At 40.5% G+C, this 17620-nt stretch carries 10 protein-coding genes; 9 read left to right on the top strand and 1 reads right to left on the bottom strand.

Going from position 1 to position 17620, the window contains the following annotated elements; genetic code table 11:
- Positions 1-31: 31 nt before the first annotated feature.
- Entirely contained in the window at positions 32-910 is an 879-nt protein-coding gene (locus G5B00_RS11610; RefSeq protein WP_163875292.1) for a cell division protein FtsX, read from the bottom strand.
- Between the two features lie 317 nt (positions 911-1227).
- Here G5B00_RS11610 and G5B00_RS11605 point away from each other — a divergent pair, with 317 nt between their 5' ends.
- The 9 genes from G5B00_RS11605 to leuS all read left to right on the top strand — a co-directional run bounded on the left by G5B00_RS11605 (position 1228) and on the right by leuS (position 17619).
- Entirely contained in the window at positions 1228-1812 is a 585-nt protein-coding gene (locus G5B00_RS11605) for an RNA polymerase sigma factor (protein WP_163875289.1), read from the top strand.
- A 59-nt stretch (positions 1813-1871) separates the two neighbouring features.
- Entirely contained in the window at positions 1872-2975 is a 1104-nt protein-coding gene (locus G5B00_RS11600; RefSeq protein ID WP_163875287.1) for a FecR family protein, read from the top strand.
- Between the two features lie 120 nt (positions 2976-3095).
- A complete protein-coding gene (locus G5B00_RS11595; RefSeq protein ID WP_240894469.1) occupies positions 3096-6506 on the top strand; it encodes a TonB-dependent receptor in 3411 nt (1136 codons plus the stop codon).
- Between the two features lie 10 nt (positions 6507-6516).
- On the top strand, positions 6517-8079 hold the full coding sequence (locus G5B00_RS11590; RefSeq protein ID WP_163875284.1) for a RagB/SusD family nutrient uptake outer membrane protein: 1563 nt from the start codon (positions 6517-6519) through the stop codon (positions 8077-8079).
- 25 nt (positions 8080-8104) lie between these two features.
- Positions 8105-9103: a DUF5017 domain-containing protein gene (locus G5B00_RS11585; protein ID WP_163875282.1), complete on the top strand. Its 999-nt coding sequence runs from the start codon at positions 8105-8107 to the stop codon at positions 9101-9103.
- 54 nt (positions 9104-9157) lie between these two features.
- The gene (locus tag G5B00_RS11580; RefSeq protein ID WP_163875279.1) at positions 9158-10429 is read left to right on the top strand and encodes a BNR-4 repeat-containing protein; all 1272 of its coding nucleotides are present in this window, start codon (positions 9158-9160) and stop codon (positions 10427-10429) included.
- Positions 10430-10454: 25 nt separating this feature from the next.
- A complete protein-coding gene (locus G5B00_RS11575) occupies positions 10455-12830 on the top strand; it encodes a DUF4838 domain-containing protein (RefSeq protein ID WP_163875276.1) in 2376 nt (791 codons plus the stop codon).
- Positions 12831-13180: 350 nt separating this feature from the next.
- A complete protein-coding gene (locus G5B00_RS18030) occupies positions 13181-14653 on the top strand; it encodes a sialate O-acetylesterase (protein WP_205966403.1) in 1473 nt (490 codons plus the stop codon).
- Between the two features lie 182 nt (positions 14654-14835).
- On the top strand, positions 14836-17619 hold the full coding sequence (leuS, locus tag G5B00_RS11560) for a leucine--tRNA ligase (protein WP_163875273.1): 2784 nt from the start codon (positions 14836-14838) through the stop codon (positions 17617-17619).
- The last annotated feature ends 1 nt before the right edge of the window (position 17620 follow it).

Here is a 17620-nt window from a genome sequence, read left to right as displayed (position 1 = left end):
ACAGTGAATATAATTGTTCTCTCTCCACTGATTACCTGTATAAACTGTGGGATTTTGCTTTCAAATATTTGGTGACGGCAAAATAAGTGCTCAACCCTGAAATGAGTATACCCAATATGACGACGATAATAAATATAGCACCAAACTCATACCAATTGCGGAGGAAAATGAGTTCGGGCACCTGCTTTTGCGCAAACTGTAAGGCGAATATCAAAAGCAAAATAGCAATCAATGCGCCAATGAGACCATGTATAATGCCGTATAGAATATAAGGCTTACGAATAAAACTCTTTGTCGCACCGATCAATTGCATACTTTTGATCAGAAAGCGTTGAGAATATATGGCTAGTCGAATGGTATTGTTGATCAGTGCTACGGCAATGACCATCAAAATCACGGCAAATGCCAGCACAATCATGGATATGATACGGATGTTGTTGTTGACCATATCGATCAGCGATTCCTGATAGACAACTTCTTTTACGCGGCTGTTCTTTTCCAACTTGTTGATAAAGGGTTGTATGCTGTCGCTGTTGGCATATTGCTCTTTCAGATAGATGTCTATAGAAGGGAGTAGGGGGTTGTGCCCCAGATACTCCACAAAGTCCTCGCCTAGATCCTCTTTGAGATTTTTGGCGGCCAATTCCTTGCTGACATATTCCGTTCGAAGTACATAGCTGTCTTTTTCGATGTCTTTTTGCAAGGAGAGCACATCTCCTTCGTTTACGTTGTCATTGACAATCACATTGAGTACAATGTTCTCTTTGACATATTTAGACAGATTTTTGGCATGTACCAGGATCAATCCCAAAAGTCCCGTCATCAATAAGACCAATGCAATACTGATCACGGTAGAAACATATACCGATTTGGTTTTTTTTCGAGGAGAGCCTTGTTCTAATACTGCCATAAAGCGGATGAATATTTGAATGCGAAATTAAAGAATAAAGATGATTTTATGAAATATTCATGTTTCTAAAAAGACAAACACAGATGAATATTTCATATGACCATTAAAGTCAAATCATAAACATATGCATTAATAATGCAATATCGGGCGATATATTGTGGGATTTAACATTTTTTTATTTTTTTAAAGGTGTAATTGGCTATAGTGTCGGATGTCACCGTGCATTTAATATTCCCTAGTTGATTAGAATAAATTTGATTTTTGCAAAATAAGTTCCTATATTCGGGTACGTACACATAAGCCTAAGAAATCTGAGGATGACTTTTTATAACAAATTACATGACAATGAATTGATTTGCCTTGTAAAAAAGGGAGATGATAAGGCTTTTGCTGAGGTCTATAAAAGATATTGGGGTATTTTGTACAGACACGCGCGAAGAATGGTCAAATTAGAAGAAGAATCCCAAGATGTTATTCAGGATGTTTTTGAATCTATATGGAGAAACCGAAAGGTCTTGGAAATCAAAGGGAGTCTTTCTTCGTACTTGTATTCTTCTGTACGGTATAAGGTATTCGATTTGTTGGACAAGGGAAAGGTGCGAAACAATTATCTTGAAAAATTAGGTGATTTTGTCAACAAAGGCGTCTACACGATCGATCATCTTTTGATCGAGAAAGAGCTTTCTGAACAAATAGAAAAAGAAGTTGGTTTTCTCCCTAAAAAAATGCGGAAAGTTTTTGAGTTGAGCAGAAAAGAGCATTTAAATCATAAAGAAATTGCTGAAAAGCTTTCATTGTCGGATCAAACGGTGAAAAAACAGATTCAAAAAGCCCTCAAAATACTGAAGCCCAAGTTCGGTATATTTATATGGTATTATATTATTGTTAAACTTTTTTTATAAAAAAGTACCCCCTGCCTTTTTGTCAACCTACATATCTATAAAGCCGAGGCTAAATAGATATGGACAAACACCAAGCATTATTAAAGAAATACCTCAAAGGAGAATGTACTGACGAGGAGAGAAAGCTTTTGGAATCGTGGTATAACCAACAGGTTCAGCAAGAATCTCTTTCTGATGATATTGATTATAAATCTCTGGAGAGGCACATCTGGAACAAGCTGGATGTACAGGAAAACAGAAAAATAAAAATCCGATACATCCAATGGGCAGCAGCTGCTTTGATTTTGGTTTTTTCGGCAATATCGTTTTACGTGTTGCTTGATAAAAATGAGGTTGACTCCTCTAGGTTGGCTCAGGCCATAGTGCCCGGAAGCAATATGGCTAAACTATCTTTTTCCGATGGTAGAGAAATAGACTTGGATAATATTGCGGATGGGGAGACTGTTGCCCTAGACCATATCAAGATCTATAAAAACAGAGATGGCGAAATAGTTTACAAAGTTATGGAGTCAGACGATACAGAGGAACTGTTCAGTCTGTTGGAGACGCCGAAAGGTGGACAATATCAGATAGAGCTGGCCGACGGCACAAGAGCATGGCTGAATGCAGCTTCTTCTATTCGGTTTCCTTCGGTTTTTGAAAAACAAGAACGTTTTGTAGAGATAACAGGAGAGGTCTATTTTGAGGTGGCTAAGGATTCGAAACGACCATTTAGGGTCAAAACGCAGGAGCAGCTTGTAGAAGTCCTGGGTACACATTTTAATGTGAATGCTTATCACGATGAACCTAACTCTGTAATTACGCTATTGGAGGGAGCGGTCAAAGTCCAATCCTTTGGAAAGGATTACTTTTTGAAACCTAATCAACGGATGCAAACCAATTTGGTAAATAGGTCTTCTGTGATAAGCGAAGTGAGTGCCGAAGATGCTATAGACTGGAAAAATGGCATCTTTCAGTTTAGTGATGAGAAGGTCTCCAGCATCATGCGAAAGATTTCCAGATGGTATAATGTAGAGGTTGTTTTTGCTGAAAATTTTGTAGACAAACGAATGGCAGGCTCTATTTCGAGATATGAAGATGTATCCAAGGTGTTGGATATGTTGGAATTGACCAATGTCGTTCATTTTCAACTGCAAGGAAGGAGGATAGTAGTTATGCCTTGATATACAATTATAAAAAAATAAGGCCGAAAGCGCTCGTAACACTTCCGGCGTTGTTTGAAATAGCGTTAATAATCTTTTCGAGAAACTAATTAAAACTTTAAATCCAAACATTTCAAATATATGAAATTAAATGTATTTACAGGCTTTAGGCTGCAACCTAAAGTGTACAAATTCCTGTTGGTCATGAAAATAGCATGCTTCATTTTATTAACTAGTTTTCTTTCCGTAAGCGCGTCGGTTTATTCTCAAAAAATAAGTTTGCATGTCAATCAGGCTACACTTAAAGATGTCTTAAAAAGTCTAAAGCAGCAAACGGGCTATAATTTTTTGTACTCTACAGATATCCTTAAGGAGTCGAAACCTGTGAGCATCAATGTCATGAATGTAGAGTTGACAGAAGTTTTGAACAGGTGCTTTGAAGATCAAGCATTGGATTTTACCATACGGGATAAAACCGTGGTGATAAAAGAAAAGATGAAGATGGATCACAAACCGCTTGTCCAGATGGGTATCCAAGGTAAGGTGACCAATCTCAAAGGAGAACCTCTGGAAGGGGTAAGCATCCGGTTGAAAGGTACCAATACCTATACGCTCACCGATGGTGAAGGGGGATATCAGATCAAGGTACCTGATGGCAAAGGAGTATTAATCTTTAGCTACATAGGCTTTACGACGAGGGAAATAGCTATAAATGATAAAAAGGTGCTGAATGTGAGTCTTCTCGAAGCACCTACCAAACTGAATGAAATTGTCGTGGTCGGTTACGGCGAGGTAAGTCGAAAAGATCTTACGGGCGCTGTAGGATCTGTGGCTATAGAAGAATTGCAGAAAGCACCGGTCAGATCCTTTGAGGAAGCTTTGGCAGGTCGAGTAGCTGGTGTTCAGGTTTCGTCGCAGGATGGCCAACCAGGATCAACAGTAGATATTGTCATAAGAGGTGCCAATTCTGTTTCGCAAAGTAATTCACCTTTATATGTTATAGATGGATTCCCTTTAGAAGATCCAGATAATAATATGATCAACCCCTCGGATATTGCATCAATGGAGATTCTGAAAGATGCTTCTGCAACAGCCATTTATGGAGCAAGAGGGGCAAACGGTGTTGTGATAATCACCACTAAGGGAGGAGTGGATGGAAAAGCTATCATATCATACGATGGATATTACGGTACTCAGGAAATAACGCAAAGAATGGAATTAATGAATCCTTACGAATTTATTAAAGTACTGTCAGAAAGAAGCCCAAGTACAGCCAACAGTATGTATTTTGCCGGAGGAAAGACTATAGACGATTACAAAGACGCCGTTGGATTTGATTGGCAAGACAGGATTTTCAAAACTGCGCCAATGCAAAATCATAATTTATCCATAAGAGGGGGAAATAAACAGACTAAGTACAGCCTTTCGGGATCAATTTTTGAACAGGATGGAGTTCTAATTAATTCTGGATATAACCGTTATCAGGCTAGATTAAGATTAGACCAACAGGTTAATAATAGTTTAAAGTTGGGCGTCAATATTAATTATAGTGGATTAGTGAATTATGGAAATAGTCCCGGAGGTAACTATAATGCGGCTCTACTCTATCAAGCCATGGCTTACAGGCCTATTAGCGGTAACCCTAATGTGAATTTAGAAGAATTGGAATTTGACGAGGAAATCGAAGATCAAATTAATAACACCAGGTTTAATCCGGTTTTAAGTGCCCAAAATGAGTTAAGAGAACGTATAAATAATACTTTATTAGCCAATGGGTATGGCGAATATAGCTTCAGGGGGTTCAAATTAAGAATATCCGGTGGTTTTAGTAAAGATGTACGTAGAAATAATACGTTTAACAATAGTAAAACAAGATCTGGTAGCCCCCGTTTTCCGGGAGCTGCTACTAATGGTGTTAATGGATCAGTACTATATTCAGAAATATCAAATTATGTAAATGAGAATACTTTAACATGGAGAAAGAAAGTAGGAAAGCATTCTTTTACGGCATTAGGAGGATTTACCATACAAGGGAGAAAAGGTACGTCTTTCGGAGCAAGCGCTATTCAGGTACCAAATGATAATTTGGGAGTATCTGGTTTAGATGAGGGAGTTCCTAACGTTATAACTTCAACTTCAACTTCTTCTAATTTAGCATCATTTTTAGGAAGATTTGATTACAATTATAAGTCTAAGTATCTGTTAACAGCATCTTTTAGGGCCGACGGGTCTTCTAAGTTTTATACAGGAAACAAATGGGGATACTTTCCATCCGCGGCGGCTTCATGGCGTTTCAGCCAGGAAGACTTTATGAAGCCGTTAAGATTTATTAGTGATGCCAAATTGAGGGCTAGTGCCGGGGTAACGGGTAATAACAGGGTTTCAGATTTTGCATATATGTCAACAATTGATATGTCTGTAACTACAGCTTATCCGTTTAATAATCAGCCAAGTAATGCGGCTGTGTTAGGAGAGTTAAGAAACCTTGATTTATTATGGGAAAGCACATTTCAATCAGATTTAGGTTTAGATTTATCTTTCTTAAAGGATAAAATTACATTATCAGTAGACGCGTATAGCAAAACAACAAATGACCTGTTGCTATATGCGAATTTACCACCCTCTTTAGGATATTCCAGAAGTTTTAAAAATATTGGGAAAGTTGGAAATAAAGGGCTTGAGTTTAGCATTTATAGCATGAACCTGAAAACTAAAAATTTCTCCTGGTCAACAAACTTTAATATTTCTTTAAATAGAAATAAAGTTATAGAACTGGCCGAGAACGAAGAAGTGCTTTTAAGTCCCGTTACATGGCACTCCCAATTTAATCAATTAAGCCCTTATATAGCAAAAATAGGAATGCCTATAGGAATGTTTTACGGGTTGATTTGGGAAGGAAATTACCAATCAGAAGACTTTGATGGGAATTTGCTAAAGTCTACTATTCCAACTAACGGGGATAATAGACAGGATATTAGACCCGGAGATATCAAATACAGAGATATAACAGGTGATGGAATTGTCAATTTTGACGATTATACCATCATCGGAAATCCAAACCCTAAACATTTTGGGGGCTTGTCTAATAATTTCATTTATAAAGGGTTTGATTTAAATGTTTTCTTTCAATGGTCTTACGGTAATGATATCTTAAACGCCAATAGATATATTTTTGAAGGAAGAGGAGGGGTAATTCAAAATTATTTTGCGAGCTACGTAAATAGATGGAGTGTAGATAACCCTACGAATGAACATTTTCGTGTAGGAGGTTCGGGGCCTGCGGCTTACTCTTCTAAAGTTATTGAAGACGGTTCTTACTTACGTCTAAAAACCGTTCAGTTTGGCTATAGTTTTAATCCAAAACTTATTAAAAGATTAAAAATAGATGCTATCAGGCTTTATGCTTCAGCTCAAAACCTTTATACCTGGACATCTTATTCTGGTTTCGATCCGGAAGTATCTGCCAGAGCTTCTGCTTTAACACCCGGTTTTGACTGGTCTGCATATCCCCGGGCAAGGACAATCACTTTTGGACTAAATATCACATTATAAAAATATAGACATGAAAAATTTATTGTATATAATCTCAGTTTGTATGATATCCTTATCATGCACAAATTTTTTAGAGACAGAGCCTACCGATTTTTCTTCGCCGGATGATTTTTATAATACCGAGGATCAGTTAAATCAAGCTTTATCAGGTGTTTATACTGCTTTGGCAAAAGATGGTACTTATGCCAGAAACTTACCGGTAGAGCTTGCACTTAATACAGACGAAGCTTTTTATAAAAAGAATTTCACAACATACACTAATCCGGCACAATATAATTATGATGCCGCTACACCTATAATTGCAGCATGTTGGAAAACATTGTATGAAGGTATAAACAGAGCAAATTACTTGTTGGCCAATGCTCACATTCCAAAGATGGATGAAACAAAAAGAAATGTTATTAAAGGCGAAGCAATGTTTCTTAGGGCTTACTATTATTTTATATTGGTTAGTATGTGGGGAGATGTTCCTTTAATCTTAGAACCTACATTAGATGGTAAGAATGTTAATATCCCTAAAACTCCGCAGAGAGAAATCTATTCGTTTATTTTAAGGGAGATGACAGCAGCTCAATCAATGGTAGATAAGATATCTGATATCGGTTTTTCGGGAAGAGCTTCTAAAACAACTATGCAGGGTATATTGGCAAGGGTTTGTTTAAAGATGGCGGGTGAACCTTTAAAGGATGTTTCTAAATATGAATTGGCGAGGGCCTGGGCAGATAGTGTCATCACGTCGAATGAACATGAATTAAATGCAGACTATACGCAGATTTTTAAAAATCATTCCAGTGATCAATATGACATTAAAGAAAGTATGTGGGAAGTAGAGTTCTGGGGTAATAATTTAGGCAATGCTTATAGAGCGGCCGGTAGGATAGGAAACCAATTCTCAATACGGACGACTCACGCAGAGATGTATGGGTATGCAAATGTTGGGGCAACTAAAAAATTGTTTCAATTATATACCGATCCTAATGATGTAAGAAGGGATTGGAACGTGGCACCTTTCAAATATGAAAATAATAATACATTAATACCAGTGCCCCATGGCCCAAATGATGTTTTTGTTAGAGACGCTGCAAAATGGAGACGGGATTACGAAACGGTTCTTCCCAGAAACGTAGATTTTTCTCCTACTAACTTTCCTTTATTAAGATATGCCGATGTCTTATTAATGTATGCAGAAGCAGAAAATGAGTTGAATGGCCCAAGTGACGATGCACACGAAAAATTAAATATGGTCAGGAGGAGGGCTAACGCGTATGAATATGTAGGGGCAAATAAAATTACGGATAAAGATGATTTTAGAGACACCATTATTGATGAAAGAAGTAGAGAATTATGCTTTGAGGGGCTAAGAAAATTTGACCTTATTCGTTGGGGCAAGGAATTATTCTTAGGAGAGATGAGGTTGCAGCAAATAGATTTTGAAAATAATGCTCCAACTTCCCCTAATATGAAAGAGGCCCATAATGCTTATGGCCGTGTTAGCGAGAGGCATTTGCTTTTTCCTATACCAGCATCAGAACTTTCAATAAATAAGGCGATGACCCAAAATAAAGGATGGTAATACGTACAACAAAAACTTATTGATCATGAAAAAGAAAAGTTTATTATTTGTATTGGCTGCATTATCTCTTGTTTCATGTGAAAGTATGGAAGAAGTAGATAATCCAACATTCGATGTCCTGAAAACAGATATCGTTGCAAATGTAGGAGATACATTAGCATTTGATTTTAAGGGAACTGCTGATGTTATAACGTTTTATTCCGGAGAATTCGGAAATGTGTATGAATATAAGGATAGAACCGAAAGGCCATTTGAAGGGAATCTGAAACTTTCGTTTACAACCAGTGTGCAAAATTCTTACACTATAGATCCATTTCCAAGAGAATTAGATGTTTTTATTTCCTCTGATTTTAACGGAAATCTTAATTATGCAGATGTTATTTCAGAGTCTTCTCAATGGGATAATATTAGCGATAAGTTTACTTTTCCTATAACCTCTGCTGATGGTACATTGGCTGCAGTTCCTGTAGGTGCTGGTACGCCAGACGGTAAATTAGATATAACAGAATTAGTAGAAATAGGGAAGTCTTTTTATATAGCTTTTAGATATAAGACTGTCAATAGAATGGCAACTAATACAGGCCACACAAGAAACGGCAGAGAATGGAGAGTAGATGCTTTATCATTAATTAATGAACACCCGGAAGGTACATCGGTTTTAATGAGCCAAAATAGTGCAGGTTGGCAGTTTGTAAACAGGGATGATAATGAAATAGAGACAGGCAGGGGTGGAAGTTTAAATAGTACAGGGCGTATTAGTATCAGAGGAAATCAAAATGCAACATACCCGGCAGGTGCAGGTATCGAGATTTGGGCAATTAGCAATCCAATTAGTACGGGTATGGCTAAAACAGAACCAGATAGAGGTATTACTATAAAAAATATTTCCAGAAACAGGTTAGAGTCATATACTCATGTTTATAATAAGCCAGGAGATTACAAAGCTGTTTTTGTAGCAGCTAATTCGAGTATTTATGGCCATCAGGCTGTCGTAAGGGAAGTAAAGGTGACCGTAAATCCGTAAACCAGGCCACAAGGGTCAGGCGTATTTTCGTAACATAAAAGTAAAATGTTTAAAATGAGATTAAAAGTTGCTATCGTTATACTAGGCTTTACACTGGCAGTTACGGCCAGTGCACAGACCAAAGGAACCGATCATACACTGGTTGCAGATGATGCCGCCTGGTGTTGGTTTTCCGATCCCAGAGCGGTGTCCTATCAGGGCGTACATGAAAAAATCTATTATGGATATATCAACAGTAAGGGGGATGTTGTCATTAGTGCAAAGGATCTGGGCACCGGGAAAATAGAAAATTTTGTCTTGCATTCAGCACTGCAAATAGATGACCACAACGTTCCGTCTATTCTGTTTTTGCCGGATGGAAGGCTACTTGTATTTTATACAGAGCACAATGGTCGCTTTTTTATACGGAAAAGTGTAAATCCGGAAGACATAACGGACTGGGAACCGGAACGCATTATTCCGTTTAAGGGTACTCGTATTACTTATTCGCATCCAGTAATGTTGGAAGCGGAGAAAAATCGAATTTATGTGTTCTGGAGAGGAAGCGACTGGTCACCTACCTTTTCTTATAGTGATGACCTAGGTGAGACATGGAGCCCTGAGATAATACTAATTGATAGTAAGGACACCCGCAATCGGCCATATATCAAAGTGGTTTCGGACGGTATAAGCCGAATTGACATTGCCTTTACTGATGGTCATCCCGGTGTTGAACCTACCAATTCCTTGTACCATATGTATTATGAAAAGGGTATTTTTTTTCAGACCAATGGAGATCATATAGCATCGGTGGAGCAATTGCCCATTCTGCGTACAAACGTAAGGAAGGTCTATGACGCTACGGCCAATCAGGTGCGTAGTTGGATACAAGACATTGCCCTAGACAAGGACAATCGCCCTGTGTTGGTATATGCACGTTATCCGGAAGCCACAGACCATCGTTACCATTACGCCTACTGGAATAACGGAAAATGGTCTGACGAGGAGTTGTGTAGGGCAGGAGGATGGATGCCCATTGTCAAGACAGGCGAGAAGATCAGAGAGCCCCATTATTCCGGAGGTATCTCTTTGGATCATGACAACCCAAGCCATGTGTATCTATCGCGGGAGATAGGTCAAATTTTTGAAATCGAACATTGGTGTAAAACGGAAAATTCGTGGCAGGTCAATAAGTTGACCGAACGGTCAGATTTGAGCAATGTAAGACCTTATGTTGTGGGGCGTGATTCAGGTAAAAACACTGTTGTCCTCTGGATGTCCGGAGTGTACAATCATTATACGAAGTTTAAGACAGGCTTGCGTATGGCAAGGGTCAGGTATAATTAAATTTAGCAAAAAAAGGATGTTTGAAATGAGATGGAAAGTTATTGGAGCAATACTTGCTTTTATATATTGTTACGGTGTAGATACACTTAGTGCACAGACAACCTTGGCAAGCAATGGTAAAAGCGACTATCGGGTACTTGTTCCGGCAAATGCTCCACGTTCTGTACAGATGGCTGCCAAGGATTTTTTGGAGATGTTCCAGCGGAGTACCGGTGTACAGATGCCGCTGATCGTTGAAAACACATACGAGGGCAATGCGCCTTTTGTGAGCTTGGGCAATACAAGACAGGCGCGTGATGCAGGGATTAAAGTTGAGGATCTGGCAGAAGAAGGATTCCGCATTGTGCTGTCCAAAGGCAACCTCTTTATCATCGGTAAGGATACCCCGGATGGAAAGACCACAAAAGATGGCGGGATCAGCAATGGAACAGCCAATGGGATCTACACTTTTTTGGAAGAGTATCTGGGCGCAAGATGGTTGATGCCCGGAGAATTGGGCAAGGTGGTCGCTAAACATGAGACACTTGTACTGAAGGACATCAATCGTACCGAAGTGCCTCTGTTTGTTTCTCGGAAATTGCCTTATCTTGACGCATCGTGGACCATGAGAAATACATCCCCGGCGGTCAATGAATGGGAACAGCGTCAGCGACTCGGCTATTCCATTAATCTGTGGCATTCGCACAACTGGCAACCGATTGTACCGGCATCTATGTGGGAGAAACATCCGGACTGGTTTGCCATGATAGATGGTAAGAGGGCCAAACCTGGCTTTCGCTATAAATTGGAGACCACCAATCCCGAATTGATTCAGTATTTTGCAGACCGGGCTATAGAGCAGCTTAAAAAAGACAAAATACCCCGGACATTTTCACTGTCGCCCAGTGATTCGAAGGGGTGGAGCGAAAGCCCGGACAGTAAATTGCTCTATGACCCCCCGGCACCTGGTGACAGACACCCCAGCATGTCCTCTTTGGTGCTGAAATTTTATCATGATGTAGCAGAAATCGTTCAGCGGGAATATCCGGAAGGGAAACTGGCGGGCTACTTGTATGATTCATATCTGTATCCGCCTACTAAAGTAGATATGAAGTTGCCGGACAATTTTATTCCGGTCATTGCACCTAGTTCCATCACTTATGGTTTTCGGTTGTACCATGAAAAAAACAAGCAAGAATGGCAACACGTGATGCGTTCATGGGCCAAAGTGGCGCCAGAAATATGGTCGTATTATGATATTCCCAATACTTTTAATCTCTGGCGTATTACGGAAGACTATGATCGGTTTGCTGGTGTGACGGGTATCGTTACCCCACCTGCTGCAGAACTGCTGAACTTTATTTTCTCTGGTCTGGTCGAAAACAAGATTCGGGGAGGCTATCTTTTCGGTACACCATCCTGGACCAATACAGCGGTCGCCAATTATATGTTGGCGAAGATGATGTGGAATCCTGAACTTGACGCCTATGAGGTGCAGCGAGACTGGCTTCATCATGCTTACGGTGCTGCGGCAGGAGCCGAAATGGAGAAATTCTACAACAAATTGGAAGATATTTACCGGGAATACTCCAAGGACAAAGTGATCAGCTCAAGACCAAACGATGCCATGTTCCGTGATCTCTATGGAAAGCAGTATCCGGAGATCGAAAAGCTATATCTGAATGCAGTGTCACAAGAAATGGATGCTGACCAAAAGACGCGGTTGGAAATGATCGGGGACAACTTGGCGGTCTTGCAGTGGCGCTTGCGCAACGCCGGGTTCCTGCCCGAAGGATTTTCGTCACCATTGCAGCGGAAGACGGCACAGATCAGTGACGTGTTGAATAAAAGCACCGATGCTTTTCCTTATTTCCCCGAAGCCTTGTTGGGTTGGAAGCAGCGTGATGTCGAGGGATTCAAACATATCCCTTTTGTCATTGCGCCCTCCTTGTCCAATGACGATAACGATAATAGCGGAAAATTGCCTTTGCAGGACAAGAACCTGATCATATTGCACGCCGAAAAGAACGAGGATATTCAACTGCACACCCGCAAGGTAAAGCATGGCTCATTATTTGCTTCATGCATCATTAAAAAATCAAGTGGAGAGGAAGTGTATAGGGGATTACTGGACGAGGAAAATCCTATAAATTTCAGGGCAGAACAAGGAAGTACTTATTACCTGTATTTTCCCGCTCGGCCGGGCACCTCTGCGGAACTGGAGATTACCGGACAAATAGCATCTGTGCAAGTCTCAACCCGACAGATTACAGCCAGAAAGCAGGAAAATCCGGTCTATATCCACGTGCCGTATCAGAAAAAAGACGCTATTATAAAAACTGAACAAGTGGGAGAAAATACGGTAAGAATTGTAAAAATTAATCAATTGGAAAAAACCAACCGTTTGGATCCGCAAGATTAATCTAATACAAATACTAAATGTTTGAGTAACTTTATCTCCTGTGAGCATCTCGTGAATCTATTTGAAGCTTGGTGATTCAGATTTATTCATTTGGTGCTTACTTTTTTTTTAAAAATATTTTAACTAGCAACTTGGATTAAATAGATGAAAAAACTGTATTTTCTTATCGTATTATTCTCTTTTCATACATACAGTAGCGTAGCAGGTGATGTCAAAGAACCTATTGTACAATAGAAAGAAACTCTACGGATGCACGATATTAAAAAACCTATGGAATAAATTATCTGTGTATGAAGCTGATTTTACCATCCACACAAAAGAAACGTTAAACACTTAAATTAATACACTAAATGAAAGATAGATTTTTGATCAAACAGCTTTTGCTGGCCTTACTGTTGATGCCAGTTTTAGTGAAGGCCCAAGAAGCCGACAAGAATATACATATCTATATCCTTATGGGGCAGTCTAATATGGCCGGAAGAGGTAAGGTTACGGATGAGTATAAAAACCAACAACATGACCGTGTAATTATGCTCAACAAAGAAAATGAATGGGTACAAGCAAAACATCCATTGCACTTTGATAAACCTAAAGCCGCAGGAGTAGGCCCAGGACTGACTTTTGGCATTGCTATGGCAGAAGCCTACCCCGACGTTACGATCGGTTTGGTACCTTGTGCCGTAGGAGGAACGTCTATCCGGAAATGGGTTCCGGGAGGATATGACAGTGTGACCAATACTCATCCTTATGATGATGCTGTACGAAGAATCCAGGTAGCGATGAAAAAAGGCGAAATAAAGGGAATAATCTGGCATCAGGGAGAGGGAGACAGCGGATCAAAATCCTCACAGATTTATGTCGATAAGTTGACCGAATTGATAGAGAGGGTACGGAAGAAAGTCGGTAATCCCAACTTGCCGTTCGTAGTGGGGCAATTGGCTATGTACCGGGACAATTACCAAAATATTAACAAAGAATTACCAAAACTGCTTACTAAAGTGCCCTATACAACAATAGTCTCCTCAGAAGGACTATGGCACAAGGGCGATGGAACGCATTTTGACAGCCCGTCGGCCGCCGAGTACGGTAGGCGCTATGCAGAAGGAATGCTTCAGTTGCAAAATAAACAACCTAAGCCTAAAGCTGTGCAGTCTAAGTCTACTTTCAATACCCTTTCGGATAAGGAAAAGACAGAAGGGTGGGAGTTGCTTTTTGATGGTAAAGATCCCAATATAAGATGGAGAAGTGTCAAAGGCGATACATTTCCTACGGCAGGATGGGCAATAGAAAACGAAGCGTTGGTGTTATTGCCCGGACGTAAGGGAGGAGACGTCATTACAAGAGAACAGTTTTCGGATTTCGAGCTGCTGCTTGATTATAAATTGGCGGATTCGGCCAATACCGGGATCAAATACTTCGTGTCGGAGCTGAAGAACGAAAAAGGAAAGGTAGAACTGAATGGTCCAGAATTTCAATTGATAGATGACTATAAGCATGAATCTGTAAAAGATAACAAAAGCCCCGAAACAAGTACAGGGTCATTATACCTTTTGTATGCACCCAAGGATAAGGTACTCAATAAACCTGGAGAGTGGAATCAAGTTAAGATCATCTCAAAGGGCAAGCATGTAGAGCACTGGATCAATGGGAAGAAAGTCTTGAGCTATGAGAGAGGTTCGGAAGAATTTCGGAAACTGGTGGCCGACACAAAATTTAAAACCTACAAGACACCTTACGGAGAAGCTACATTTGGCCACATCCTTCTGCAAGATCATAAAGACAAAGCTTATTTCAGAAATATAAAGATAAGACGCTTGAAATAAGATTAGGAAAGATCATCGTTGTACTGTGCCTTTTATATTTTTATACAATATAGAAACGAGGGGTTTTAAGAAAAATAATGGAGGTGAATGTATGATTGCGCGAAACAAATAAAACTTTTATCCCTTATTTGGATGAAAATCACTAATTTCGCAACTCTTATACAACTTTCGTTACACAGGAAATGGATTACAATCACAGATCAATCGAGCAAAAATGGCAAAAATTTTGGGCGGATAACCAAACGTTTAAGACTTCGGAATCTACTGCAAAACCCAAATATTATGTTTTGGATATGTTTCCCTATCCTTCGGGATCGGGATTGCATGTCGGCCATCCGTTGGGTTATATCGCTTCGGACATCTTTTCGCGTTACAAAAGGCTGAAAGGTTTCAATGTGTTGCATCCTATGGGTTACGATTCGTTTGGTCTGCCTGCAGAGCAGTATGCTATACAAACCGGACAACATCCAGCTATCACGACGGAAGCAAATATCAAGCGTTATAGAGAGCAGCTCGACAATATCGGTTTCTCCTTTGACTGGTCACGTGAGGTACGTACATCCAACCCTAGCTATTATAAGTGGACACAGTGGATATTTATGAAACTGTTTGATGCTTGGTATAATAAAGAGACAGATCAGGCAGAACCTATCAATACCTTGATACAGAGGTTTGAAAGTACAGGGACTATAGGTGTAAATGCGGTGTCTGACGAGGATGTAGCCGTATTTACGGCCGAAGAATGGAAAACATATGATGAAGAGGATCAGCAACGTGAGTTGTTGAAATATCGTTTGGCATACCTGCGCGAAAGTACCGTAAACTGGTGTGCAGCCTTGGGAACGGTGCTGGCCAACGACGAGGTGATCAATGGTGTATCCGAACGCGGAGGCTATCCTGTAGAGCAAAAGAAAATGATGCAATGGTCTATGCGGATCACAGCCTATGCAGATCGCTTGTTGAGGGGTCTGGATGCGGTGGATTGGCCGGAACCATTGGTCGAAATGCAGCGCAACTGGATAGGAAAGTCAGTAGGTGCTTCCGTCAAATTTCCAGTACCCCAATTGGATACAACCATCGATGTGTTTACGACTCGTGTGGATACGATTTTCGGGGTTTCCTTTGTGGTTTTGGCTCCTGAACATGAGTTAGTAAAGGCTTTAACTACAAATAGTCAATATTCTGAAGTAGAGAAATATATAGAAATAACATCTAAAAAATCCGAATTGGACCGTATGGCAGACACGAAGACCGTGTCGGGAGCCTTTACGGGCTCTTACGCTAAACATCCGTTGACAGGTGAGGATGTGCCGATTTGGATTGCGGACTATGTATTAGCCGGTTATGGTACGGGGGCTGTGATGGCTGTTCCATCTGGTGACCAACGAGATTATCTCTTTGCCAAGCATTTCAATCTCCCTATTATCCCGATTTCGGACAGTCAAAACCTGGAAGAAGCCGCAGACCCGAATAAGGATGGACGTTATATCAATTCGGATTTCATCAATAGTATGACCTACGATGAGGCTGTACCTGCCTTGATTGAACGCCTTGAGGAGTTGGGTTTGGGCAAGGCAAAGGTCAACTTCCGTATGCGTGATGCGATCTTTGGCCGGCAGCGCTATTGGGGAGAGCCTGTGCCCGTGTATTTCAAAAATGGCTTGCCTTACTTGATCAAGGAAGAAGAATTGCCGTTGCTGTTGCCAGAGGTAGATAAGTACCTGCCTACCGAAACGGGTGAACCGCCTTTGGGACGGGCTGAAGGGTGGAAGTACCAAAATGAATATGAATATGAATTGAGCACCATGCCCGGTTGGGCGGGGTCGTCCTGGTACTGGATGCGATATATGGATCCGCACAACAACGAGGCTTTTGCCTCCAAGGAAGCCATGGATTATTGGAAATCTGTGGATTTATATATCGGTGGTTCTGAGCATGCTACAGGCCATTTGCTCTACTCACGCTTTTGGAATAAGTTTCTGAAAGACTTGGGTTATCACAATGAGGAAGAGCCATTCAAAAAGCTGATCAATCAAGGGATGATACAGGGACGTTCCAACTTTGTATACCGCTTGTTGGACGAAGAGGGTAAGGGTACGAATACGTTTGTTTCGCTAGGACTCAAGGACCAGTACAATACGATTCCATTGCATGTAGATGTCAATATCGTTCATAATGATATTCTGGATCTGGAAAAATTCAAAAACTTCCGCCCTGATTTTGCAGAAGCAGAATTTATCCTTGAAAACGGTAAATACATCTGTGGAACAGAAGTGGAGAAAATGTCCAAATCCAAGTTCAATGTTGTCAATCCCGACGATGTCGTGGAGAAATACGGAGCGGATACCTTGCGTTTGTACGAAATGTTCTTAGGTCCATTGGAGCAGGCGAAGCCTTGGAATACCAACGGTATCGATGGCGTATATAAATTTCTCCGCAAGCTATGGCGTTTGTTCCACGACGCTGAGGGCAATTTCCATGTCTCGGACGAAGATCCGAGCAAGGCAGAGTACAAGGCTTTGCACAAGATCATCAAGAAAGTAGAAGAAGATATCGAGCGTTTTTCATTCAATACTTCTGTGTCGGCCTTTATGATCTGTGTCAATGAATTGACGGATCTGAAATGCAATAAACGTAAGGTATTGCAAGATCTGATCATTGTATTAGAACCTTATGCACCTCACATTACCGAAGAGTTGTGGACGCTGTTGGGCAATGAGCCGGGAACCATATCTTATGCGGCTTATCCTGCCTTTAATCCCGATTATCTTGTAGAATCGGAGTTTGCTTATCCCGTATCTGTCAATGGCAAGATGAAGATGAACCTACCTTTGGCATTGGAACTGGATCAGAAAGCGGTCGAAGAAACCGTATTGGCAAATGTAGACGTGCAACGCTATCTGGACGGAAAGCCGGTCAAGAAGGTGGTTTTTGTCAAGGGGAAGATTATCAATATTGTAGTGTAGG

This window comes from Parapedobacter sp. SGR-10 (genome assembly GCF_011030405.1).
GTDB lineage: Bacteria > Bacteroidota > Bacteroidia > Sphingobacteriales > Sphingobacteriaceae > Sphingobacterium.
Note: the sequence above shows the minus strand (reverse complement) of the source record. Positions and strands in the feature narration are given on the sequence as shown.